The following is a 23299-nucleotide window of genomic DNA, read 5'->3' as shown; positions in this document are numbered from 1 at the left end:
CCCTCCCTTGTACGCGGCCATTGGCGCCCTGCCCCCTCAACCGTCGAAAAGCTTTGTAGCCGGACTGCGGCTCAACGGCGGTCCAGCAGTCTGGCCACCGCTTCGCGGACAAGCGCGGGGACGCTTTCGGGATCATCCAGATAGGCGCTTTCCAGCAAGCCGTCCGATACGGCGACGAGGAGAGAGGCCGTGACGGAAGGAACTGGATCGCCATCCGCGGCAAGAAGGTCGCGGAGGCTGTCGTGATACCATGAGCGGCGCGCATTAACCGCGTGCCGCACTGGGCTGGTCGGGTCGGGATATTCCGCCGCCGCGTTGAGGAACGGACACCCCCGCCATCCCCCCGCGACCACGGCCTCGCTGATGCGCCCCATGATAGCCGCGATCATTTCCCGTGGGGGCTGCTTCGGCAACGCTGCAGTTGCTGCCCGCCCGAGCCTGTCCTGCTCCTCGATATAGGCGACGACGAGTTCGTCCTTCGACGGAAAATGCTTGTAGAACGTCGCCTTGGCCACGCCGGTCTCCGCAATAATGCGGTCGATGCCAACGGCATGAATGGCCCCCTCGTAAAAAAGCCGGGTCGCGGTATCGAGTAAGCGGCGACGCGCGGGACTATCTTCAGGGCGGCTACGCAAAGTTACCCGCGAAATTATGGAACGCTTCAATAGCGCTTTTGAGGCGCACCGCCCCGAAGACCTCGACGACCTGATTGGCGAGGGCTGCGTTCTCGAGAATACGACGCCCGCTCCGGATGGAGCGCGCTACGAAGGACGTGAGGCGTGCCTCAACTTCTGGAAGGGAATCGCATCCTCCGAGTACCTTGTTTTTGAAGCGGAGGAGATTTGGGCCAGCGAGGACCGCGGGATCATCCGCTGGCACCTCCGCTGGAGCGAGCGTGAAGCGGACCAGGTTCGAGGCGTCAACGTCATGCGCGTTCAGGACAGGAAGATCGTCGAAGCACAGGGGTATGTAAAGGGACCATAGGGATCGAGGGACGCAAGCGGCGCGCAGCGCGCACTTTCGCATATCGGGAGAGTCCGATCTTGATGGCGACCAGCACAGGCGCGGCGATGACAAAGAGCAGGGCGACTGCGTTGAACGCGGTGTCGAAGGCGATCACGGTGGACTGGCCTGTGACGACCCTGCCGAGCAGGCTCGTCGCGGCTCGGCCGGCGGCCGCGGCGTCCATTCCTCGCGCCGCGAGCATGGCTGCCGTCTTCGTCAGCCGCTCGCCAACCGCGGGGCCCCCTGCGGTGACGTTGGCGCCAAGGACCGCGACATTGGCGGCGACGTCATGGTCGATGAGTGTCTGGAGTGCGGCGACCCCGATAAGGCCACCAAGCTGGCGACCCGTATTGAAGAGGCCTATCCCGGAGGCGAGATTCCGGCTGTTGAGGTTGCTGAAGGCGATCAGCGTGATCGATAGAAAAAGGAATCCAAGGCCGAAGCCGCGCAACAGGATCGCTGCCATCATGTCGTCCGCGCCGCTTTCGCTGGTCGATCCGGACAGCATCCACATCGCAGCCATGATCATCAAGATTCCGAAGGGCACCGTCGCGACCGGAGGAACGCGGCGGACCTGCACGAGAAAGGCGGCAATGAGGAGCGAGCCGATGAAAAGCGCGCCACTTGGCAACAGCAACTGGCCGGCTTCAGTGGGCGTGAACGCGAGGACGGACACGGCAAACGAGGGAATCAGGAATGCGCTCCCGAACAACGCGGCGCCGGCGACGAAACTGACGATAAAGGCGAAGCAAAAATCTTCCGATTTGAACAGGGCAAAGTCGAGCAGGCCTTGGTCCTTGGCCAACATTTGTTGACCGAGAAATGCCAGCAGCGCCGCTGCACCGACCACGGTCAGCCAAAGAATGCGAGGTTCCTCGAACCAGTCCCATCGGCTGCCCTGGCTGAAGACATAGGTGAAGCAGAAAAGCGCGACGGAGATCAGTGAGAAGCCGATCCAATCAAACGGACGTTGCGCGGCCTTGGCAAACATCGGGCTGTCTGCAATCAGCAGAAGTCCCGCGGCCGCCAAGGCCACCGGCACAATGCTGAAGAAGATCCATGCCCAAGACTGGCTATCGAGCAACCACCCCTGAAGGGCCGGGGCGATGGTCGCGGGAGCGACAACCGACCCCATGGCAAACAGGGCTTGAAGGATCGGTTGGCGGGATCGCGGATAGGCGACAAAAATGATCGCCTGGCCGCCGACAAGCAGGATGCCGCCGGAGAAACCCTGAACAAGTCGAAGCGCGATCAGCAGGTCCAGCCGAGCCGTGATGGCGGCAATGCCGCACGCCATGCCCATGAGGAGCGTTGAGCCGATGATCAGGCTCAGCGGATTGACACGGTTCATCAGCCAGGGGGCGGCCATGAATCCGATGAGCTTGAGAGTGGTGTATCCGATATCCAGCCAGGCGAACTGATCTGGCGTTGCATAGGTGTCGCCGATGATATCGCCGCGCCCGAGCGAAAGCACGGTGCTGGCGATCGCCTCCGTCAGCGTGGCAAGCACTATGCCGGCGACGAGAAGCGCTCCTGTCGCAGGTCTGTCGCGGCTCGGCGCGGCGGCGGCTGTGGTCATGAGCCACTCCCTCGATCAAGCTCGACATGCACCTCGGCATATTGGAGGTCGGCCTTCTTATGTCCCATTTGGAGCCCACCGTTGAGCAAAGCTGCCAGCGAGCGAGTAGAGTTCCGCCGGCTCGATAAATCCGGTGAGTGCATACCGGCCAGCCGCGATCGCTGTTCCGGAATCGAGGAGCATCGCAAATCGCTTGGACATCAGGAGGGGACGGCTGGTCGCGCTGCATACGGCTTGAATCCGGCTCACCAGATTGACGTCTGGCCCTATCACCGTGAAATCGAGCCGCCGGCCCGAGCCTATGTTACCATAACCGACCTCTCCATAGTGCAGCGCGATGCCGGCATGGAGTTCAGCATCGGGTGCCGCGAATCGACCCAGGCCTTCCAACGCACTTAATGAGCCCTGCAGTGCGGCAGAGCAGGACGCGGCGGGACTATCGCGATGAAAAAAGGCGAGTGCCGCATCGCCCATGAACTTGATCACCTCACCGCCCGCGTCGGCGATTGCCGGCACGATGCGATCGAAGTAGGCGTTGAGAAGTTCGAGCACCCGCTCTGCGGGCAATCGGTTAGACAGCGCCGTGAAGCCACGCAGATCACAGAGCATCAATGCGGCCTCAAGCGTTTCGATTTCGCCGCGGCGGATGCGGCCCGCCATTACGCGCCGCACTGTCGTCGCGCCGACATAGGTATCGAGCAGCGTCAACTCGACTCTCCTGAGAGTACGCAGCTCGCAGGCATTGCGCAGAGCCGGAACGATCCGGTCCAACGCAGCCAACTCGGACGGGGCAAAGCCGCTCGGGCATGTCGTCGAGAAGGTTGCGGCACTGACAAGGCCATCGGCATTGCACAGCGGGACGATGACGAATTCGATGAGACCGCGTCCGTGAAAGAGGTCCGTATGGACCCATGCTGGGTCGATGGAGCTATCGAGACGCACGATTACCGGCTTGCGCGTCTCCATGACGCGACGGAGTGGGCTGCCGGCAAAGCCCGGCGAAATTTCGGTGCCGTGCTCCCTGTCCCGAATCTCGACAGCTTCGTTGGGTGCCCAGGCCACGCTGCGGCCAAGAATTTCCGGGTGCAGCGTTCTTAAATTGAGCGTCAGCCGGTCGATTGGTAAACCGGCCGCTCGGAGGCGCCGTCCAAACCCGGCTGCGAGACCCGCGTCGTCCAGTTCGTGGCTTTCATCCCCTACCAGCCATTCGATCAGTTCGATCGTGGCTGCCGAACTAATGGGGCCGCCGCTAGCACCCGGCGGCGATCCGGATCTGCCACATGCTGCGATCATCTTTCCGTCTCTTTTCCTGAACACTCCGCCGTCACGGGCAATTAGCTTGGCGATTTCGTCGTCGCAAAGCCGCTTTCTCGATCGATCTCGACACGGGCGGACAAGCCGGGCACGAGCCGGCCGGGCAACGGATTGCTGGCAAACCGGATCTTCACCGGAACGCGCTGGACGACGCGAACGAAGTTTCCTGTTGCATTGTCTGCGGGAAGCAGGCTGAAGGCAGAGCCACTGCCGGGCGCAAAGCTGTCGACCACGCCTTCAAGCCTATCGTTCGGGTAGCCGTCGATGGTGATCCGGACGCGCTGACCGGACCGGATATGTTCGAGCTGGGTTTCCTTGAAATTCGCCACGACCCACACAGAGTTGACCGGAACGATGTCGAGCAACGAAACCCCTGGCGCGACAAGCCGGCCGATGCGGACCTGGCGGTTGCCGACAACGCCACCGACAGGCGCACGGACGACGGTACTATCGAGATCGATTTGGGCGAGATCGCGCGCGGCCTGTGCCTGCGCCACGGCGGCAACGGCAGCTTCGCGCTGAGCGGCAAGGACGGCGATGCGTTGCTGCTGAGCCTCTACCGTTGCCGAGGCGGCCGCGACGCCCGCCTCGGCTCTCGATCGTGCCGCATCACTTTCATCGACGTGGGCCTGGCTGATTGTATTGCTGCGGATAAGCTCGCGGCGGCGGTCGTAGGCCTTGATCGCGAGGTTCATCTCGGCCACAGCGGAACGTCTCTGGGCCGCAGCCTGTCGAACGAGGGCATGCTGAAGCTCTGTCTCCGCATCGACATTGGTGAGGCGAGCTTGGGCAGCTTCGACATTGGCCACTGCTTGCGCAAGCCGCGCGCGGTAGTCTCGATCGTCGATCCGGAACAGGATGTCACCCGCCCGGACGGCTTGGTTGTCCTCGACCTCCACCGCCGTGACGTAGCCCGCTATCTTTGGGGCGAGCGAGGTCACGTCCCCGCGGACATAGGCGTTGTCTGTCGAAATTTCGCCACTCGAGCGAGCCTGAGCCCATCCTGCGGCCACGACTATTACGGCGCCGAGGCACAGCAGCAAGCCGATGATCTTTTTCCTGTTGATCTGCGCCACGACGCCCTCCGGTAATGCGCGTTACCATTGACACATACGGTAACGGACGTTACCAGTCAAGAGGGTCGATTTTGATGAGAGGGGTTAGAAGGCCGTGGTTGCAGCAAAGTCAGGGCGGCCCAAACGTCGCCGAGAGATCCTTCTTCAAGCGGCCGCCGAGGTCTTTTTCGAACAAGGTTATGCGGCGACAAGCATCGACGCGATCATCGAGCGTGCCGGTGGATCGAAGCGCAACATCTACAATGAGTTCGGCAACAAGGAGGGCCTGTTCGCGGCCATCGTCGCCGAAAACGCAGACAAGGTGCTGTCGACCCTGGTAATCGAGGAAATCGAAGGGCACGATCTCGAGGAGACGCTGACAGCGTTTGGTCAACGTCTCATGGAGCTTTACAAATCGCCAACCTTGATCGGCATCTATCGAATTGCCATCACCGAGACCAATCGCTTCCCTGATCTCGTACGGTCGTTCCACGAACAGGGACCGGGCCGGGCCACGTCCCGGCTCGCCCAGGTCCTTGAGGTCGCGAGGCGACGAGGAGAAATTCGGACGGGTGATTGCCTGCGCGTGGCCGGGCACTTTGTAGGCATGATCCGCGACAATCTTCTTCAGGTCATTCTTGGAATCCGCCCGTCGCCATCGGACGAAGAATCGCGGGTGGCAGTCGCTTCCGCCGTAGAGGTCTTTTTGAACGGTGTTCGACCAAGGCAGGACAAGCAGATTGACCGCCCGTGAGTGACGTGATTCGGACGAAGTCTGCTGTGCATTCAGCGACAGCCTATCTACAAGAATAGCGCCATTGCTCCGGGGCGCCGAACTGCTGCGCTCCACTTGCCGCTCTGGACTTGGCACCATCCCGACCTAGGATTAAATTCACATATCCACAGAGCAGTTCGGGCGCCAGCCGCCGGCTTCGACGCCCTCGGGAGGACGGCATGGATCAGCTTTCGTTCGGCTTCGATACAAGGCCGGCGCAGGTCAGCACCGATCTTCTCTATTTTGCGGTTCTGCCGGAGCCGGCTGCGGCAGAACGCCTGGTCGAGACCGGCCGCCGGCTGAAGAAGAAATATGGCCTGTCGTGCCGGCTCTATCCGCCGGGGCGGCTTCACGTTTCACTTGCCGGTCTCGGCCGCTTCAGCGGCCTGCCGGAGGTGGCCGTTTCGGCCGCTTGCCGCATCGGCAGCAGGATCACGGCGTCACCGTTCAACGTGACGTTCGACCGGGCAGCAAGCTTCCGGACAGGAAGCAGTCGCGCGCTCGTCATGAGGTGTCGCGAAGGCGCTGGTGCGCTTCAGGCCATTCACAGGCAGATCATCGGCTCCCTGGATTGCTCCAGCCGACCGTTCGAGCCGCATCTGACCTTGTTCTATGACGATTACGCCGTACCGGGGGTGCACCTCGAGCCCATCACCTGGACGGTGCGCGATATCGTCCTCGTGCACAGTCTTTATGGCCAGGGCCGTCACCGTCATCTGCGCCGCTGGCCGCTCGCGCCTGATCTGCGGCGCGCCACAGGTCTGCTCGCCAGCCTGGCTTGCGCGGCGGGCCTCGTCAGCACATAAGCACATCCGATAGGGGCGTCGCCCCAAATCTTGAGGACGAGGCAAAGTGGAAATTTCGGAAATCATCATCGCCGGCGACACGCCGGGCGTCGAATGGCGGCTGCCGGTCTTCCGGTTCAAGGGCAGCAGGCCCGAAGCTCCCCGGGTCTATATCCAGGCGGCGCTTCACGCCAACGAACTGCCGGGCACGGCGCTCTCGCATTTCCTCCTGGAGAAGCTGCGCCAAGCAAATGCCGACGGCGCGATCCTCGGCGATATCACCGTCGTTCCGCAAGCAAACCCGATCGGTTCGGCGCAATCGCATTTCGGCGAACTGCAAGGTCGCTTCGATCTCGGCTCCCGCACCAACTTCAACCGCGATTTCCCGCTGATTTCCCTCGGCGAACGCGGCGACCTGCTCGAAGACCTCGACAGGCATTCGGCGACCGATCAACTGAAGCGACAACTGCTCTACATAGCACTCGGCGCCGACCTGGTGCTCGACCTCCATTGCGACGATGAAGGGTTGCAATACGCCTATATCGACGAGGCTTTCTGGCCAGAGGCGGCAGATCTCGCCACCGCTCTCGACATGAAGGCCGTGCTTCTCTCCGACGGAGAAAGTTCCGCTTTCGAGGAAGCTGTGGTCCATGCCTGGAAAAACGAAATCGAGGGCCGGAAGAAGACGGCCCTGCCCGACATGCTTTCCGTGACGGTGGAGTTGCGTGGCACGCGCGACGTCTATCCGGAAACTGCCCGGAAGGATGCCGAGGGCGTGTGGCAGTTTCTCCTCGGGCGAGGCGTCATCGCCGGCGCGCACACTGATCTTCCTGCCTTCGCCGGCAAGGTCGTGCCGCTCGACAACATCGAGATGATCCGCGCGCCTCAAGCCGGCGCGATCCTGTTCCATCGCGATATCGGAGAAAGCGTGAAGGCGGGAGACCTGCTCGCGACGATCATTGCCAAACCCGGGATGCCGGACGGCGCGGTCGAGGTCCGGTCGCCGCAGGACGGCCTTATCGTCACCCGCGTCTCGACGCGCCTCGCTCGCCGCCGGTCGGATGTCATGAAGATCGCTTGTGCGGAACCCTCGCGCGCGGCGCGCAAGCCGGGCACGCTCGAAGCGTGACCCTCTGAAATGGCCCTCATTGGCCCGCCGGCCACCTTTTCCCCGCAAGCGGGGCGAGGGAGACTCGCGGCAACGCTCCGCTCTCCAATCCCCCTTCTCCGCCGCCGAGGAGAGGAGACTGGCGGGCGCAGAACCGTCCCCCGCCAAAAACGGGGAGAAGGTCGCGGCAGCGGGATGAGGGGGCCTACGGCGCGACACCCGTGTGTATTTTCGGACTGTCGAGCAGGATGGTCGAGCGGAGCGTCTTGATTTCGGCGATCTGCTCGAACTCGCTCCAGAGCAGGCGCTTGTAGTCCGCGACATCGCGCACGGCGATCTTCAGCAGGAAATCGAAATCGCCGGCGACCGTATGGCATTCGACGACTTCCGGCATGCGCGAGACCAGTTCGATGAAACGCTGTCCCACCTTGCTGGCGGTGCGCTCCAACGTCACTTCGACGAATGCCTGGAAGCCGATACCGGCCGCCTTCGGATCGATGACGACCGTCTGGCGGATGATGCCCGCCGCATAGAGACGCGCCAATCGCCGTGACAATGGCGCCGGCGAGAGGCCGACCCTTTCCGCCAGTTCATTGTTGCTTCTCGATGCGTCCTCGACGAGCAGGCGGATAATCCGCCGGTCGATCGCATCCAGCTCCGTTTTTCCACGATCCATCCCAGTCCGCTCCAACCCACAACTGCGCAAATCCAGAGAAGAACCTGGCCGGAGTTGCGCAAAAACATGTAAGCAATTTTCAATCTGTTCGCAAATGCAGCGTCGAATTTGCGTTCGAACTGTCTTAGAGAGGTTACAAACAAGTCGCGCATATGGCTTGCCTTTCCGCCTGCCCAAAACGACTATTCCTCAATTGTTAGACCAGAGGGAACCCGGCATGTTTGATGCTCTCGCCCGTCAACCCGACGATCCGTTGCTGGCCCTGATCGGCCTCTACCGAAACGACGAGCGCCCCAGCAAGGTGGACCTTGGCGTCGGCGTCTACCGTGACGAAACCGGCCACACGCCGATCTTCCGGGCGGTGAAGGCGGCGGAGAAGCGGCTATTGGAAACACAGAACACGAAGGCCTATGTCGGGCCCGAGGGAGATCCACTTTTCCTCGACCACCTCTGGACGCTCGTCGGCGGCGACACGGTCGAACGGAGCCATATTGCAAGCGTGCAGACGCCTGGCGGCTCGGGCGCATTGCGGCTCGCCGCCGAACTCATCCACCGCCTGGGCGGCAAACGGATCTGGCTCGGCCTGCCGAGCTGGCCGAACCACGGGCCCATCTTCAAGGCGGCGGGTCTCGAGACGGCAACATACGACTTCTTCGACATTCCCACGCAGACGGTGCTCTTCGACAATCTCGTCGGCGCGCTCCAAGGTGCGGCGGCCGGCGACGCCGTCCTCCTGCATGCAAGCTGCCATAACCCGACAGGCGGAGCGCTGAGCGAGGCGCAATGGCTGGAGATAGCCGCGATTGTCGCGCAGCGGGGTCTCCTGCCGCTGGTCGATCTCGCCTACCAGGGTTTCGGCCGCGGTCTCAATCAGGACGTGGCCGGCCTCCGGCATCTCCTAAACGTCGTTCCGGAGGCGCTCCTTGCCGTTTCCTGCTCGAAGTCCTTCGGGCTCTACCGCGAGCGCACCGGCGCCATCTACGCGCTCACCGCCTCGCCGACCTCCGCCGACACGGTGCGGTCCAACCTCGCCGGGCTTGCCCGCACGAGCTATTCCATGCCGCCGGACCATGGCGCGGCCGTGGTGCGCACAATCCTGGCCAACGACGACCTCGCACGCGACTGGGCGGAAGAACTCGAGGCCATGCGCCTGCGCATGACGGGCATCCGCCGGGCGCTTGCCGAAGGGCTCAGAACGCGCTGGCAGGCGCTGGGCGCGATCGCCGACCAAGAAGGCATGTTCTCGATGCTGCCGCTCTCGGAAGCGGAAGTCATGCGGCTGAGAAGCGAGCACGGCATCTACATGCCGACATCGGGTCGCATCAACATCGCCGGCCTGAAGACCGCGGAAGTCGCCGGCGTCGTCGGCAATTTCACGAGCCTCTGACGGAGGCGGCGGAGAGATGAAGGTCGACGGAGAGGTCAGCATCGAGGCGCCAGTGGAACGTCACAGGGTTTATGAGGACGGGCTCGCGATCCTCACCGGCACGCTTATCGTTTCGCTGGGCGTCGTGATCTACAGCAAGGCGGTGCTTCTGACGGGCAGTACCGCCGGCCTCGCCCTGCTTCTGCAATACGCAACTGGAGCCGGGTTCTGGCTGGTCTTCTCGCTCGTTAACCTGCCCTTCTACGTTCTTGCCGTCCGGCGGCTTGGCTGGCCGTTCGCCTTGCGCACCTTCCTCGCGATCAGCCTCGTGTCGCTGTTTTCCCGGCTGACGGCTCAGTGGGTGGAGTTCGCGCGGATCGATCCGGTCTACGCCGCCGTCGTCGGCGGAGGGTTGATGGGCATGGGGCTGCTTGTTCTCTTCCGCCACCGCACGGGTCTCGGCGGCATCAATATCCTGGCGATCTACCTGCAGGAGAAGTGGGGAATCCGCGCCGGCTATTTCCAGCTTGCCATCGACCTGGCGATCCTTGCGGCCGCTGTCTTCGTGCTGCCGCCGGCCAATCTCCTGCTCTCGATCATCGGCGCTGCCGTCGTCAACATGATACTCGCGATCAACCACAAGCCCGGGCGCTACGTCGGAGTGACCTGAGGCGCGACGGCTTTTCTCGCGAAGCGTGTCGGGCTATGTGTCTGACCGACAACGCGGGAGTTGGCAATGACGGTTACGATCTACGGCATCAAGAACTGCGATACGATGAAGAAGGCGCGCAGCTGGCTCGAAGGCCGCGGCGTTACCTACAAGTTCCACGACTACAAGGCCGAGGGAATCGATCGCGCGCATCTCAAGCGCTGGTGCGACGAATTCGGTTGGGAGACGGTGCTCAATCGGTCGGGCACGACCTTCCGCAATCTGCCCGAAGCCGACAAGCAGGACATGACGGCGGAAAGAGCCATCGCGCTGATGCTGGTGCAGCCGTCGATGATCAAACGCCCGGTGCTCGATACCGATGGCAAACTGCTGATCGGTTTCAAGCCGGCACTCTACGAAGCTCGCTTCGGCGCGTAAGAGGCATGCCATGTCCAAGACGACCCGCGCCACGCAGACGCTCGCAAAAGCCGGCGTTTCTTTCACCGTGCACAGCTACGACTACGATCCCGGTGCCGAGCGCGTCGGCCTTCAGGCGGCCGACGCGCTCGGAGAGGATCCTTCCCGTGTGCTGAAGACGTTGATGGCCGAAATGGACGGCAAGCCGGTCTGCTGCATCGTGCCCGACAGGGAAGTCAGCATGAAAAAGCTGGCAGCCGCCTTCGCCGGCAAGTCGGCGAACATGATGAAGCCCGCCGAGGCCGAGCGTTTGACCGGTTATCATGTCGGCGGCATCAGTCCCTTCGGCCAGAGAAAGAGCGTTCCGACGGCGATCGAGGAAGCAGCGTTTGGCGAAGCGCTGGTCTACATCAACGGCGGCCAGCGGGGGCTGCAGGTGCGGCTTGCGCCGAAGGATGCGCAGGCAGCGCTGAAGGCGATCGTCGCTCCTTTGATTGCCTGACATAGATGCAACTGCATACATCTTGACAGGCCCAGCAGGACATTATATATGCAATTGCATCTATACGACTCAGAGCAGGATTATCGATGACCGCGCCACTGACCCTGATCAGCCACCACCTCTGCCCCTATGTTCAGCGCGCCGCGATCGCGCTCTCCGAAAAAGGCGTACCGTTCGAACGCGTCTATATCGATCTCGGCAGCAAGCCCGACTGGTTCCTGAGAATCTCGCCCCTCGGCAAGGTCCCCCTTCTCCGCATTCCACAGGAAGGGGGCGAGGCGATCCTCTTCGAAAGCTCGGTCATCTGCGAATATCTGGAAGAGACCCAGCCGGGACCGAAACTGCACCCGGCCGACCCGCTGACACGGGCGCGCCATCGCGGCTGGATGGAGTTCGGCTCGGCCATTCTTTCCGATCTCTGGGTCTATGAAACCACCCAGGACACCGAGACGCTGGAAGCCAGACGAGGCGTGCTCAAGGCTAAATTCGCGACGATCGAGGCAGAACTCGGCGACGGCCCATTTTTTGCAGGCCCCGATTTCAGTCTGGTCGATGCCGTTTTCGCGCCGATCTTCCGCTATTTCGATGTGTTCGACACGATATCAGACATGGGCATCTTCGACGGACTGCCGCGCGTTACCGCCTGGAGAAAGGCACTTGCCGCACGGGCAAGCGTAAAGGCCGCGGTAACCGCAGACTATCCGCAGCGGTTGATGGAGTTCCTCAGGAAGCACGAAGCGGCGCTTCTCCGGTCCGGACGCACCGCCGCGTGACGCGGCGACGACAGCGCCGCGCGTCTCACCAGCCGCGCAAATGATGCTGTAGCACTTTGAACTGCTGCATGTTTTATCCTTAAATCGGCTACGACCAAGGAAACATGCAGTAGCAAAAGCCTTCTGTTTTCGGCTGAACCGGTCTAAAACGGGCGCGCCGCTCGATCGCGCGCGTCCCGGACGCACAAGACGGCGACGGTACCGTAAGCCATGCGCTCGTTTCTGCCGGCGATTGCCGCCGATCCTCGGAAACGGCGCGAGAGGACAGCAGGAGCCGCGATGAACGCCCCCCTTCCATCCGCAAGAAATCCCGTCGATCCCGTGAAGCTCGAAAAGCTCGCGGAGGTCGCAGTCAAGGTCGGCCTGCAGCTTCAGAGGGGCCAGGACCTGGTGGTGACCGCGCCGATCGCGGCGCTGCCGCTCGTGCGCCTCATCACCAAGCACGCCTATATGGCCGGCGCGGGTCTGGTGACGACGTTCTATTCCGATGAGGAAAGCACACTTGCCCGTTACGCCCATGCGCCAGACGAGAGCTTCGATCGCGCGAGCGACTGGCTCTACGAAGGCATGGCCAAGGCCTATGCGGGCGGCGCCGCGCGGCTCGCCATTGCCGGCGACAACCCGATGATGCTTTCGGCTGAGGATCCGGCGAAGGTCGCGCGGGCGAACAAGGCGAACTCGATCGCCTACAAGCCGGCGCTCGAGAAAATCACCAATTTCGACATTAACTGGAACATCGTCTCCTATCCGAACCCCGCCTGGGCAAAGCAGATCTTTCCGGACGATCCCGAGACGGTTGCCGTCGAGAAGCTGGCGAATGCCATTTTTGCCGCCTCGCGCGTCCAGGTCGACGACCCGATCGCCGCCTGGAAAGAGCACAATCAGAATCTCAGGAGGCGCTCGGGATGGCTGAACGGCGAGCGCTTCGCGGCGCTGCATTTCACCGGCCCGGGCACCGACTTGACCGTCGGGCTTGCGGACGGCCACGAATGGCACGGCGGCGCCTCGACCGCCAAGAACGGCATCACCTGCAATCCTAACATCCCCACCGAAGAAGTGTTCACGACGCCGCATGCGCTCCGCGTCGAAGGCCACGTGTCGAGCACGAAGCCGCTCTCCCACCAGGGCACGCTGATCGACGATATTCAGGTGCGGTTCGAGGGCGGCCGGATCGTCGAAGCCAAGGCTTTGCGCGGCGAGGAGGTGCTGAAGAAGGTTCTCGATACCGACGAGGGTGCACGCCGGCTTGGCGAAGTGGCGCTGGTGCCACATTCCTCGCCGATCTCGGCGAGCGGCATCCTCTTCTACAACACTCTCTTCGATGAAAACGCCTCCTGCCACATAGCGCTCGGCCAATGCTACTCGGGGTGCTTCCTCGATGGTGCGAATCTCAGCCAGGAACAGATCCGCGCGCAGGGCGGCAATTCGAGCCTGATCCACATCGACTGGATGATCGGCTCGGGCAAGGTCGATATCGACGGCGTGCGTGCCGACGGCAGCCGCGTGCCGGTCATGCGGAAGGGCGAGTGGGCTTGACTACACTCGGCGTCATCGGCGGCGCCGGCTGGCTGGGCGGAGCACTGCTTCGCCCAGCGCTTGCGGACGGCGTCGTTCAGGAGGAAGCGCTCGTCATCTCCTCGCGCAGCGGCACAGCGGAGGTTTCGGAGCCTGGCCGGGCGTCCGTTTTACTAACGATAATGCCGCGCTGGCCGCTGCGGCCGACGTCGTGCTTCTTTCGGTCAGGCCTTCGGACCTCGACGCAATCCGCCTCGACCTCTCCGGCAAGCTCGTCATTTCGGTGATGGCGATGGTGACCAGCCCCGAACTTGCCTCACGCTTCCGGACGAGGCGCGTGATCCGCGCCATGCCCAATGCCTGCGCCGAGAAAAGACTTTCCTTCACACCCTGGCTTGCAAGCCAGGACGCAACCGCCGAAGACTGCCTCTTCACCGAGCGGTTCTTCGCCTCCTCGGGAGAGGCCCTGCGCGTAGGCAGCGAGGCGGAGCTCAACTATTTCACGGCGCTGACGGGATCCGGCCCTGCCTTTCTCGCCGCCTTCGCCGATGCGATGATCCGCAGCGCGATCGCCGACGGCGGCATAGCGCCCGCGACGGCGGAAAGGGCCGTCGGGCGGCTCTTTCTCGGCGGCAGTACGCTTCTTGCCGAGGCCGAGCAAACGCCGGCCGAAATTGTCGAGACCTTCGTCGGCTATGCCGGAACGACCGCCGCCGGGCTCGAGACCATGGCCGCAGCCGATATCCGCACGCCCATTGCCAAAGGGCTGAGAGCCGCGGCGGAACGGGCCGCCGCTGGTCATGCACGCCGAACCACCTGAGCCCGCTGGCTGAGCCACACACTCGCGAGCACGACGGCGATGCCGGCCGATTGGGCGACTGTCAGTTGCTGGTCGAGCACGCCCCAGCCGAGCAGGATCGCCACGACCGGACTGAGGAAGCCGAGCGGCGCAACTGCTGACGGCTCAAGCCGCGAGAGCCCGCGAAACCACAGAAGATAGGTGAAGGCGGCGCCGATCAGGCCGAGATAGGCGAAACCGGCAACATTCGCGACACTTAACGGCGGCAAGGACGGCTCCAAAAGAAGCACCGCGGGAACCAGCAGCAAGCCGCCTGCCGCGAGTTGCCAGGCAGTAAAAGTCAGCGGCGAGACTGGCGGCGCCCAGTGACGGCTGAGCACCGTGCCGAAAGCCATCGAAACGGCGCCGGCGAGCCCGGCGACGACCCCGATTGGATCGAGCGCGGCCCCGGGCGTCAGCACCAGAAGGGCAACGCCGGCCATGCCGGCGATACCGGCGACGACGCTCAGCACCTTGATCGGCGAGCCGATCACCACGCGGGAGAGCACGACGACAATCAGTGGCTGGATGGCGCCGACGGTCGCGGCGACGCCACCGGGAAGACGGTAAGCAGAGACGAACAGCATCGCCTGGAAAATGGAGAAGTTGAGCGCGCCGAGCACGAAGCTGCGCAGCCACCAGTTCCGCTTCGGCATTTGCCGGACTATGAGCAAAAGAAGCAGTCCCGCCGGCAGCGCCCTGAGCATCGCAACCGTCAGCGGGTAGCCGGGTGGCAGGAATTCCGTGGTGACCAGATAGGTGCTTCCCCAGATGGCCGGTGCTACGGCCGTGAGGCCGATGTCGAAGCTGCGCGCGTTCATGTCTCTTTATCTCAAGTATCTTTACGTCAAGATATCTCCATTCTAACCGCAATTATCTTGACGTCAAGATATCTGAAGGTTAGAGCGAACATGACTGCGCGGAAAAAGTTCGGCGCTGCCTCGCTGTTGCGGATCGATATGGAAGAGTTCGAAAAGGACCACGTGGACAAGATCCTGGCGCAGTGGCGCCGGGAGCGGCCGGAGCTAGACGTTTCGGCGATGGGTCTTCTTGGGCGCCTGGCGCGGGTTAGAGCGCATGTCGCAGGGGAGCAGGAAAAGGTCTTCAGCGATCACGGCCTGACATCGGCCAGCTTCGACGTGTTGGCGACGCTCCGGCGCTCTGGGCCCCCCTTTCAGCTTTCCCCCGGCGAATTACTTGCGGCAACTATGGTCACCTCCGGCACGATGACCAATCGTATCGACCAACTCGAGAAGGCCGGCCTCGTCGAGCGGCTCGACAATCCGGAAGACCGGCGCGGTGTGATCATCGCGCTGACGCCGGAGGGTCTGAAACGCATTGACGAAGCGGCGGCGGCCCATGTCGCCAACCAGCAGCGCCTGGTCGCCGGTCTTGAACCCGCAGAACGGGAAGCGCTCAACGCGCTGCTCCGGAAATTCCTGGCGACGTTCGAATGAAATCACCTCTGGAGCGGGGTGCTGGCGGAAAACCGCGCCCACTCATCCTGCTCTAGATCCGGCTCACCAAAGCGCGTACGCGTTCGAGATAGCGCTGGCGCTTCGCCGCTGTCGCCCGATCCATGTCGTGCAGGCTGATCATGCGAAAATCGACACCCTTGCTACAGAAAGCGGCGATGCCGCGCTTGAGCAGCCGCTGCACCGGATTGCCCATGTAGAGATGCACCACCCACCAGGGTGAACCCGTACTGGTCAGCGCCCAGAACAGCTTGATATTGCCGAGCCGCGGGACAATCCGCCCGCCCCCCGGTTCATGATCGAAGGCGACGCCGGGTGCGAAGACGCGATCGAAGAAGCCCTTGAGGATTGCCGGGAAATTGAACCACCATTGCGGAAACACGAGCACCAGCCCGTCCGCCGCCTTGACCCGCGCGATCCACCCCGAGACCTCCGAAGCATCATAATGCTCGTGGAAATAGCTGCCGCGCTCCGTAACGGTCAGCCGCGGGTCGAAGCCCTCGCGATAGAGGTCGAGCAGGTCGACCGTGTGGCCCCTGCCCTCAAGCGCTTTCCTGGCCACGCGCGCGACGCTTGCGGCAAAGCTGTCCTCGAGCGGATGGGCGAGCACCATCAGGATATGCATCGGCATCGATCCAAGCTGCGGCGGGATGCGGTCGCAAAACCGCGGGCACTTGTTCCCAACCCGCTCAAAACAGGCTGCCCTGCTTGGGCGGCCCGGAAGCAGGCTCAGGCGACCGTGGCGAACGCTTCTTCGGCTCTTGCTGCGAAGGGGGCGCGCCGCCCTCGCCTGCGACCGCCGACACGCTGCCATCGACGAATTCCAGCGAGAGCGCCATGCCGGGCTCGACCGCTGCGGCCTGTTTCACCGGCCGGCCCGCCCCATCGCGCACCAGCGCGAAGCCGCGCTTGAGCACGTTGCGATAGGACAGCGATTGCAACACGCGGTCCTGCGCGACGAGCACGCCCTTGAGCCTCCGCATCTCGCCGGCGATAGCGGCGTCAGACCGTGCGCGAAGGCCTGCGACGCGATCCGACGCGCGGTGGATCTGTCCGATGAGCCGCGACGGCAGGGCGCGAAGCGAGGCGTCGGCGGCGGAGACGCGCGACTGGCCGCGATGGACCTGGCGCTCGACGATCCGCTCGGCACGGTTCATCGCCTCCGAGAGATGCCGCCGACGATCGCTGATCCTCGTCGTCAGCAGATCCGACCGGAGATGCGCGGCGATGCGCTCGAAGGCACGGCGCTTGTTGGTGGTGTTCATTTGCAGGCCACGACCAAGGCCCGCCGATGCCTCGTCGAAACGTCGGCGCGGCAGCGCCAACAACTGATCGAGCGAAGGCAGCGCGCGGGCAAGCGAGCGCAGCTCCTGCCGGCGGTTCTCCATCTGTCGTGCGACCGCCGCCTTCAGTCGCGCCGACAGCGCCGACACCTCCGCTTCGAGGTCCGCCTTCACCGGCACCGCCATTTCGGCGGCACCGGTCGGTGTCGGCGCCCGGTGATCGGCGGCATAGTCGATCAGGGTCCAGTCGGTCTCGTGACCGACGGCGGAGATCAGCGGGATATCGGACGCCGCCGCCGCGCGCACAACGACCTCGTCGTTGAAGCTCCAGAGGTCCTCGAGACTACCGCCGCCGCGGGCGACGATCAGCACGTCCGGACGCGGGATCGGTCCGCCGATCGCCAGCGCATTGAAGCCCTGAATGGCTGCCGCCACCTCGTCCCCGGAGCCGTCGCCCTGAACGCGCACCGGCCAGACGACGATATGGACTGGGAAGCGATCCGCAATGCGGTGGAGAATGTCGCGGATGACGGCGCCGGTCGGCGAGGTCACGACCCCGATCACCTTCGGCATGTAGGGCAGCGGCCGCTTGCGCCCGGCGTCGAACAGACCTTCGGCGGCAAGCTTGCGCTTGCGCTCGTCGATGAGCGCCATCAGCGCGCCGGCGCCCGCCGGCTCTAACGATTCGATGACGATCTGATATTTGGACGAGCCTGGGAAGGTCGTGACCTTTCCGGTCGCGATGACCTCCATGCCCTCTTCCGGACGGAACTTCAGCCGCGAGAACGCGCCTTTCCAAATGACCGCGTCGATGCGGGCGCGATCATCCTTCAGCGAAAAATAGGCGTGGCCCGAGGAGTGCGGACCGCGATAGCCGGAAATCTCGCCGCGCACGCGAACCTGGTCGAACGCTTGCTCGACCGTACGCTTGATCGAGCCGGAAAGTTCCGAGACCGAATATTCGGCGAGATTGGACGGCGAAGCGGAATCGAAGAACGAGTTCATGCGACCTTTGTAACCGACGGCGCCCCGAAGATCAGCAGCCGCGCACCGCTATCTACCATTTTTCTGTCAATGGCGGATTATTCTGCGACTTGGGGTAGAACATCCGCCTTGAGCCGGAAGAGCTTCACGCCCGTTTCCGCCGTGACCGGCAATGATTCAAGGAAATCCGGTACGTCCCCTGAGGCGAGACGACCATAAAGCCCCTCGGGCGCCCGTTTTGTGATCATCCGCGTCTGCGGATCGTCGACACAGAAGGCCAGCACGGGGGTGCCCAATGCCTTCAGCATCCGCGCCGCCTCATCCGGCGTCGCCAATCCGATCCGGAGTTCCGCCAACATGCCTTGCGGATTTCTGTGATACGGCGCGCTCAAGGCGCGATGTTCGGTGAACCGCAGGATCGAAGCGCCCATGTTGGACGGATCGACAACAAGGGTCGCGGGTTCGATGTTCTGCAGATCCGGCATTGCCGCCGACGAATAACAGCGGTCCGCGCTCTTCTGCCCGTTGGCCGCGCTCCCCGCCATTTCGTTGACGCCGTTGACAGCCAGCTCACCCGCGACCGCCCACACGGCGGGAACGGAGACGAGCGCAGCGGTGACATAGATCACGGATGCCAGGGGAGCTCCTGCTTCCCGCATCGATTTCGACCTTAAATCGACGAGCAGAAGCGCAATCGGCAAAATGGAAAGCAGGTTGGCAAAGACGGCTGCACGAACCTGCATCAGCGCAATGCCCCAATTGACGAGAATCACCGCCAGCAGGATGAGGGATAGGCCGGTGCGTTCGCCCCGCCAGATGCGCCAGAGGCAAAGTCCTACGGCAAGAAGCCCTGCAGCATAGAAGGTGCCAAGGTTGGCCGGATCTAACTCGGCAATGAACAGGAACGATCGCGCTTCGGTGACGCGATCCAACCACAGCTCGCGGAGCAACGGATCGAGATCGGCAAGCGGATTTCGCAGACACTCCGGCGCGAGACTGAGAAGCACGCCCGCGATCACGACGCCGTTGAAGGAGAGAACCACAAATCGTGCGGGTCGCTGAAGGCGGCTTGCAACGATCGCAGCGCCGGCGAGCAAGACGCCGCCCGTCGCCGATAGGGCGTAGAATGCGATCGAGAGGCTATCGCAGGTCACCGCGCGATAGAGATGCGGCGATACGGTCAGAAAGAAAGCGGCGCTGACGGTTACCGCCAGAGCCGCGCCGAACGCGGCGGCCGCGGCGGCAAACACCTGCCCCTCCCACGCCCATATGACGGCGACGACGAGGCATATAACCGCCACGAAGGGTGTCGTCTCGACACCGATGGCGATTGCCAAGGCAGCGGCAGCACCGGCGATCGCGAAGTTTGTCGCCCTGTATCGCTGATCGACCAACATTGCCGCCATTGTCGCGACCAGGACGAGCTGGACATTGTGATGATCGATCGCACCCGCCAGAAAGCGGTTGCTGGTGGCGACGAAGATCGCCGCGAAACCGAGGCAGAAATGCATGCATTGCGGTCCGCCTATCCGCCAGCCCGCCAACCCCATGGCGGCGAGCAATGGTATGACCAGCAGGAGCGGCCAGATCGCCAAGGCGATCATTTCTGCTCGCTCGGCACCTGCAAACGGTCCGAGAAGGGAAATGAGCGCCGCGAGCGGCAGATCGATGAGACGTGACCAGTGCATCAACGTACCGCCGTCGAGGCCGAGCCTCGTCTGGGTAAGGTCGAACCAGCTTTGACCGGCCAGCAGGTCGCGGACTTGGACAAGTCGCATTACGTCGTCGTTGTCGCGGCCTACATAGTCTTCGGCGAGCAACATCTTGACGATGAGAAAAGCGATCACCGGCAGGGCGTAGGCGAATACCATCGCCGGCAGTCGCGGCCAGAAAGGAGCGTGCGTTGCGCCGGCGTGCTCATGCGACGCAAGTGATATCCCGCCTGTCTCTGCCATCGGACTGTCTACCCGCCGCCGGGATCACGGCAGCGTTTTGGATGGAAACGGTCCAGCAGCGCTGCGTGATCGATCGTTTGATGCGAAGAACCGTGTCACGGCTTCCGCTTGAAGTGCGCCGCGATTCTAGGGGGCGCCGATCAAGAAAGCGTAAAGCCGGCGCTGCCGGATCGCCTCGACGCTCCGACACGCATAGCGTCTTGTTAACCGCACCGCGTGTAGGATCGCGTCAGTTCCCGCCACCGGATCAGCGACCCATGTCCGACCAGCTAGACATCGCCGTCCTCCTGCCTTGCTACAATGAGGCATCGACGATCGGTCACGTCGTGCATGGCTTCAAGACGGCGCTGCCCTCCGCGCACATCTATGTCTATGACAACAATTCCATCGACGGCACGGCCCTGCAGGCGATGCTGGCCGGAGCTACGGTCGTGCGCGAGCGCCGGCAGGGCAAGGGCCATGTCGTCCGGCGCATGTTCGCCGACATCGACGCCGACATCTACGTCATGGCCGATGGCGACGGCACCTATTCGCCCGCCGATGCCGAAGACCTCATTCGCACGCTCCTGACGGAGCAGGCGGACATGGTTGTCGGAACCCGCAGGCATATCCGCGTGGAAGCAGGACGCCAGGGCCACGCCTTCGGCAACCGTATCTTCAATCGCCTCTACCGTTCGATCTTCGGCACCGATTTCAGCGATATATTCTCCGGCTACCGCGTGTTTTCGCGCCGTTTCGTGAAGAGTTTTCCGGCCGTCTCCAACGGGTTCGAGATCGAAACGGAAATGTCCGTGCACGCATCGCGGCTGAAGCTGCCCGTCAACGAACTCGAACTCGACTACGGCCGGCGGCCCGAGGGCTCGCATTCGAAGCTTTCGACGTTCAAGGATGGCGCCAAGATCCTCTGGATGATTGCGATGCTGATGAAGGAGACGCGGCCCTTCGCGTTTTTCGGCCTGATCAGCGCGGCGTTCCTGACAGCAAGCCTCATCTTCATGATGCCGGTGCTCATTGAATATTTCGAAACTGGCCTCGTGCCGCGTCTGCCGACCTGGGTCTTTTCGATGGCCCTGATACTGGTGGCGATCATGATGCTTACTGCCGGCCTCATTCTCGATTCGGTCTCGCGCGCTCGAACGGAGCAGCTGCGGATCCACTACATGACGATCGCCCGGCAAAAGCCGCACGGCGGGAAAAAATCGCAGGCTTCACCTGTCGCGCTGCCGAAGCGGCGGGGCAGGAAAGCTGTCGCCTGATATTAGGGACATTGTCGATGAATCGGGAGACGACAAACCGCATACGCTTCGTCATCGAAGACGTCATTCCCCCCATCCTGCGCGATTCTCGCCTCTTCAGAGGGATGGCGAGTCTTGCCTGGGGCGACCATATCGCCCATCTCGCGCGCTTTCGCGAACGGGCGCCGTTTCTCTCGGCTGCGGAGTACGAACAGCTCTACCGGCAGCATCCGCGCGTGCATGAAGGGACCGACAACTCCGGGGCCTGCATCCGCAAGATCACGGCCGAGATCCGCGGTACCAGCGTCTGCGACGTCGGCTGCGGAACCGGCGCCCTTCTCAAGCGGATCAGAAGCGCCAATCCGACACTCGAGCGGCTTTCCGGCGTTGATTTCGCCATCGACGATGCCTCGGCCATCGACGACGTCGAATATTTTGCCGCCAAGATCGAGGAACTGCCGTTTTCAGATGGAGAGTTCGATACGGTCGTCTGCACCCACGTGATCGAGCATATCCTCGACTATCGCCGGGCGATATCGGAGCTCCGGCGTATCGCACGGCAGCGGGTGATCATCGTTGTGCCGCGCGAGCGGGAATACCGCTACACTTTCAACCCGCATTTCAACTTCTTCCCCTATACGCATTCTTTCCTCAGGGCGATGCATCCGGTGCCCGAGCGACATGAGTGCGTCGACATCGGACGCGATATTTTCTATCGCGAAGACAAGGCGTGAGGCTGCGGGAATGACCGCTTTCAATCTCGCGCCGGCCGTCTGGTTCGGGCTGATCTTTACGCCGATCCTGATCTCGACCGGGCAGATCCTGTTCAAGCTGACCAGCGCCAGAACGGACGACTTCGATCTCCGAGGACTAGCGGCGCTTCTCGCAAATCCGACGCTGCTCACGGCGCTGGCCCTCTATGGCCTCGGTACGATCATCTGGATCTTCACCTTGAGATCCGTGCCGCTGACGCTTGCCTATTCCTTCATGGCGCTGACATTCTGCTTCGTACCGCTGTTTGCCGCCTTTTTTCTCGGTGAGGCCCTTACCATTCGGTATGTCGCCGGCGCCGCGCTCATCATCGGCGGCATGATCGTCATAAACTCCTGACTCATGCGCGCCCACGAAGTCCAGCGGCTTCGCCGATCATCAACCCTGCTGCTCGAAGAATCGTCGCGTTGAGTCGTCGGCCGGAAAGAAGGATTCGATCAGGACACCCTCCACGAGCGCGTCCTGGGTCGAGCCGAAGGTTGAAAGCGTCGTGATGAAGCGCAATTCGGTCGCGCCGAGCCGCAGTTCGATCGGCAGCACCGGCAGCCGGTCGGTCTCCGGATAGTTCTCGATTGCCCGGGCGACCGCCGGATCGGCCAGAAGCCGCTCCAGCCGTCTTTGCAAGGGGCTTCGCGGCCCCTGCAGCCATGCCTCCATGCGCACCCTCTGCACCAAATCCGCGGCGGCCGCCTCCCAATTGATGACGAGCGCGCGGATGCTCTCCGATCCGAGGAAGGCGTCGAGGAAGTTCTGGCCGGGGTCGACGGGAATCTCTGCGGCCTGCGCGAGCGCGGCAAAGGCCGGACTGCTAAGCAGGACAGTATATTCATGGTCAAAGACAAGGCCGGGATAGGGAGCATGGCGATCGAGCATCAGACGGATCGCGCTTGCGACGGCGGCAGGCATCGCGTCAAGCGCGGTGGCAGGGCGCGTCGCCACCCGCGGCCGGTAACCGGCCGCAGTAAAGAGCATGCCCTGGTCCCGAGCCGGGATATCGAGCACCGACGCCAGCCGCAGGATCATCCCCTCGGAGGGTTTCGAGCGGCCAGTTTCCAGGAACGAAAGGTGGCGCGCCGAAATTCCCGCGGCGACGGCGAGATCAAGCTGGCTCATGCGGCGATGCCCGCGCCATTCCTTCAGGTGACGGCCGAATTCCATGAAGTCTTTCTCCGTTGCGCCGGCAGATTGGCCTGACCGAAGCGCAAAATCCATTACTTCGGAGGTAATCGGTTTGATGAT

25 protein-coding genes are annotated in these 23299 nt (G+C 62.9%); 15 read left to right on the top strand and 10 right to left on the bottom strand.

Annotated elements, in window-relative coordinates; all coding sequences use genetic code 11:
• Nucleotides 1-71: 71 nt before the first annotated feature.
• Nucleotides 72-635, bottom strand: a complete 564-nt coding sequence (locus QN219_RS16130) for a TetR/AcrR family transcriptional regulator (RefSeq protein WP_284000745.1) — start codon at nucleotides 633-635, stop codon at nucleotides 72-74.
• 16 nt (nucleotides 636-651) lie between these two features.
• Here QN219_RS16130 and QN219_RS16125 point away from each other — a divergent pair, with 16 nt between their 5' ends.
• Nucleotides 652-984, top strand: a complete 333-nt coding sequence (locus QN219_RS16125) for a nuclear transport factor 2 family protein (RefSeq protein WP_284000744.1) — start codon at nucleotides 652-654, stop codon at nucleotides 982-984.
• Here the strand turns inward: QN219_RS16125 and QN219_RS16120 are convergent.
• The 3 genes from QN219_RS16120 to QN219_RS16110 are packed head-to-tail and all read right to left on the bottom strand — an operon-like array spanning nucleotide 926 to nucleotide 4974.
• Complete coding sequence (locus QN219_RS16120; RefSeq protein ID WP_284000743.1) at nucleotides 926-2584, bottom strand: DHA2 family efflux MFS transporter permease subunit; 1659 nt, start codon at nucleotides 2582-2584, stop codon at nucleotides 926-928. The two genes, QN219_RS16125 and QN219_RS16120, sit on opposite strands and share 59 nt — an antisense overlap.
• Before the next feature lie 57 nt (nucleotides 2585-2641).
• The gene (locus QN219_RS16115) at nucleotides 2642-3877 is read right to left on the bottom strand and encodes an adenylate/guanylate cyclase domain-containing protein (RefSeq protein ID WP_284000742.1); all 1236 of its coding nucleotides are present in this window, start codon (nucleotides 3875-3877) and stop codon (nucleotides 2642-2644) included.
• A 41-nt stretch (nucleotides 3878-3918) separates the two neighbouring features.
• Entirely contained in the window at nucleotides 3919-4974 is a 1056-nt protein-coding gene (locus QN219_RS16110) for an HlyD family secretion protein (protein WP_284000741.1), read from the bottom strand.
• A gap of 94 nt (nucleotides 4975-5068) precedes the next feature.
• Between QN219_RS16110 and QN219_RS34000 the strand changes: the two genes are divergently transcribed.
• The 3 genes from QN219_RS34000 (at nucleotide 5069) to QN219_RS16095 (ending at nucleotide 7642) form a co-directional block, all read left to right on the top strand.
• Nucleotides 5069-5707 carry a TetR/AcrR family transcriptional regulator gene (locus QN219_RS34000; protein ID WP_284000740.1) on the top strand — a complete coding sequence of 213 codons (639 nt, stop codon included), beginning with the start codon at nucleotides 5069-5071 and terminating at the stop codon, nucleotides 5705-5707.
• A 200-nt stretch (nucleotides 5708-5907) separates the two neighbouring features.
• Nucleotides 5908-6534, top strand: a complete 627-nt coding sequence (locus QN219_RS16100; protein WP_284000739.1) for a 2'-5' RNA ligase family protein — start codon at nucleotides 5908-5910, stop codon at nucleotides 6532-6534.
• A 46-nt stretch (nucleotides 6535-6580) separates the two neighbouring features.
• The gene (locus tag QN219_RS16095) at nucleotides 6581-7642 is read left to right on the top strand and encodes a succinylglutamate desuccinylase/aspartoacylase family protein (protein ID WP_284000738.1); all 1062 of its coding nucleotides are present in this window, start codon (nucleotides 6581-6583) and stop codon (nucleotides 7640-7642) included.
• A 184-nt stretch (nucleotides 7643-7826) separates the two neighbouring features.
• On the opposite strand, the gene QN219_RS16090 is transcribed toward QN219_RS16095, so the two are convergent.
• Nucleotides 7827-8297 carry an Lrp/AsnC family transcriptional regulator gene (locus QN219_RS16090; RefSeq protein WP_284000737.1) on the bottom strand — a complete coding sequence of 157 codons (471 nt, stop codon included), beginning with the start codon at nucleotides 8295-8297 and terminating at the stop codon, nucleotides 7827-7829.
• Nucleotides 8298-8514: 217 nt separating this feature from the next.
• Here QN219_RS16090 and tatA point away from each other — a divergent pair, with 217 nt between their 5' ends.
• The 7 genes from tatA (at nucleotide 8515) to QN219_RS16055 (ending at nucleotide 14339) form a co-directional block, all read left to right on the top strand.
• Nucleotides 8515-9684: a tyrosine aminotransferase gene (gene tatA / locus QN219_RS16085; RefSeq protein WP_284000736.1), complete on the top strand. Its 1170-nt coding sequence runs from the start codon at nucleotides 8515-8517 to the stop codon at nucleotides 9682-9684.
• Between the two features lie 16 nt (nucleotides 9685-9700).
• Nucleotides 9701-10333, top strand: coding sequence for a YitT family protein (locus tag QN219_RS16080; protein WP_284000735.1), 633 nt, complete (start codon nucleotides 9701-9703; stop codon nucleotides 10331-10333).
• A gap of 66 nt (nucleotides 10334-10399) precedes the next feature.
• Complete coding sequence (locus QN219_RS16075; RefSeq protein ID WP_284000734.1) at nucleotides 10400-10750, top strand: ArsC family reductase; 351 nt, start codon at nucleotides 10400-10402, stop codon at nucleotides 10748-10750.
• A gap of 10 nt (nucleotides 10751-10760) precedes the next feature.
• Complete coding sequence (ybaK, locus tag QN219_RS16070) at nucleotides 10761-11231, top strand: Cys-tRNA(Pro) deacylase (protein WP_284000733.1); 471 nt, start codon at nucleotides 10761-10763, stop codon at nucleotides 11229-11231.
• An 86-nt stretch (nucleotides 11232-11317) separates the two neighbouring features.
• The gene (locus tag QN219_RS16065) at nucleotides 11318-12004 is read left to right on the top strand and encodes a glutathione S-transferase family protein (RefSeq protein ID WP_284000731.1); all 687 of its coding nucleotides are present in this window, start codon (nucleotides 11318-11320) and stop codon (nucleotides 12002-12004) included.
• A gap of 279 nt (nucleotides 12005-12283) precedes the next feature.
• Nucleotides 12284-13540, top strand: a complete 1257-nt coding sequence (locus tag QN219_RS16060; protein ID WP_284000730.1) for an aminopeptidase — start codon at nucleotides 12284-12286, stop codon at nucleotides 13538-13540.
• 190 nt (nucleotides 13541-13730) lie between these two features.
• The gene (locus QN219_RS16055) at nucleotides 13731-14339 is read left to right on the top strand and encodes a pyrroline-5-carboxylate reductase (RefSeq protein ID WP_284000729.1); all 609 of its coding nucleotides are present in this window, start codon (nucleotides 13731-13733) and stop codon (nucleotides 14337-14339) included.
• Here the strand turns inward: QN219_RS16055 and QN219_RS16050 are convergent.
• A complete protein-coding gene (locus QN219_RS16050) occupies nucleotides 14318-15178 on the bottom strand; it encodes an EamA family transporter (protein WP_284000727.1) in 861 nt (286 codons plus the stop codon). The genes QN219_RS16055 and QN219_RS16050 overlap by 22 nt on opposite strands.
• Before the next feature lie 138 nt (nucleotides 15179-15316).
• Between QN219_RS16050 and QN219_RS16045 the strand changes: the two genes are divergently transcribed.
• Entirely contained in the window at nucleotides 15317-15814 is a 498-nt protein-coding gene (locus QN219_RS16045; protein ID WP_284000886.1) for a MarR family transcriptional regulator, read from the top strand.
• A gap of 52 nt (nucleotides 15815-15866) precedes the next feature.
• On the opposite strand, the gene QN219_RS16040 is transcribed toward QN219_RS16045, so the two are convergent.
• From QN219_RS16040 to QN219_RS16030, 3 genes are all read right to left on the bottom strand, one after another.
• Entirely contained in the window at nucleotides 15867-16457 is a 591-nt protein-coding gene (locus QN219_RS16040; RefSeq protein WP_284000726.1) for an NAD(P)H-dependent oxidoreductase, read from the bottom strand.
• 64 nt (nucleotides 16458-16521) lie between these two features.
• Nucleotides 16522-18120 (bottom strand): exodeoxyribonuclease VII large subunit, encoded by a 1599-nt coding sequence (xseA, locus tag QN219_RS16035; protein WP_284000725.1) that lies wholly within the window; start codon nucleotides 18118-18120, stop codon nucleotides 16522-16524.
• Nucleotides 18121-18197: 77 nt separating this feature from the next.
• Nucleotides 18198-20054 (bottom strand): hypothetical protein, encoded by a 1857-nt coding sequence (locus QN219_RS16030; RefSeq protein ID WP_284000723.1) that lies wholly within the window; start codon nucleotides 20052-20054, stop codon nucleotides 18198-18200.
• A 257-nt stretch (nucleotides 20055-20311) separates the two neighbouring features.
• Between QN219_RS16030 and QN219_RS16025 the strand changes: the two genes are divergently transcribed.
• Genes QN219_RS16025 through QN219_RS16015 form a run of 3 tightly spaced genes read left to right on the top strand, consistent with a single transcriptional unit; the run spans nucleotide 20312 to nucleotide 22399 of the window.
• Nucleotides 20312-21310 carry a glycosyltransferase gene (locus QN219_RS16025; RefSeq protein WP_284000722.1) on the top strand — a complete coding sequence of 333 codons (999 nt, stop codon included), beginning with the start codon at nucleotides 20312-20314 and terminating at the stop codon, nucleotides 21308-21310.
• 17 nt (nucleotides 21311-21327) lie between these two features.
• The gene (locus QN219_RS16020) at nucleotides 21328-22023 is read left to right on the top strand and encodes a class I SAM-dependent methyltransferase (protein WP_284000721.1); all 696 of its coding nucleotides are present in this window, start codon (nucleotides 21328-21330) and stop codon (nucleotides 22021-22023) included.
• 10 nt (nucleotides 22024-22033) lie between these two features.
• On the top strand, nucleotides 22034-22399 hold the full coding sequence (locus QN219_RS16015; RefSeq protein ID WP_284000720.1) for a transporter: 366 nt from the start codon (nucleotides 22034-22036) through the stop codon (nucleotides 22397-22399).
• Between the two features lie 39 nt (nucleotides 22400-22438).
• Here the strand turns inward: QN219_RS16015 and QN219_RS16010 are convergent, their stop codons facing one another.
• Nucleotides 22439-23218 (bottom strand): helix-turn-helix domain-containing protein, encoded by a 780-nt coding sequence (locus tag QN219_RS16010; protein ID WP_284000719.1) that lies wholly within the window; start codon nucleotides 23216-23218, stop codon nucleotides 22439-22441.
• Nucleotides 23219-23299 lie beyond the last annotated feature (81 nt).

Origin of the sequence: Sinorhizobium sp. 8-89 (genome assembly GCF_030124325.1) — a bacterium.
GTDB lineage: Bacteria > Pseudomonadota > Alphaproteobacteria > Rhizobiales > Rhizobiaceae > Sinorhizobium.
This window is presented reverse-complemented; position numbering and strand designations above follow the sequence as displayed.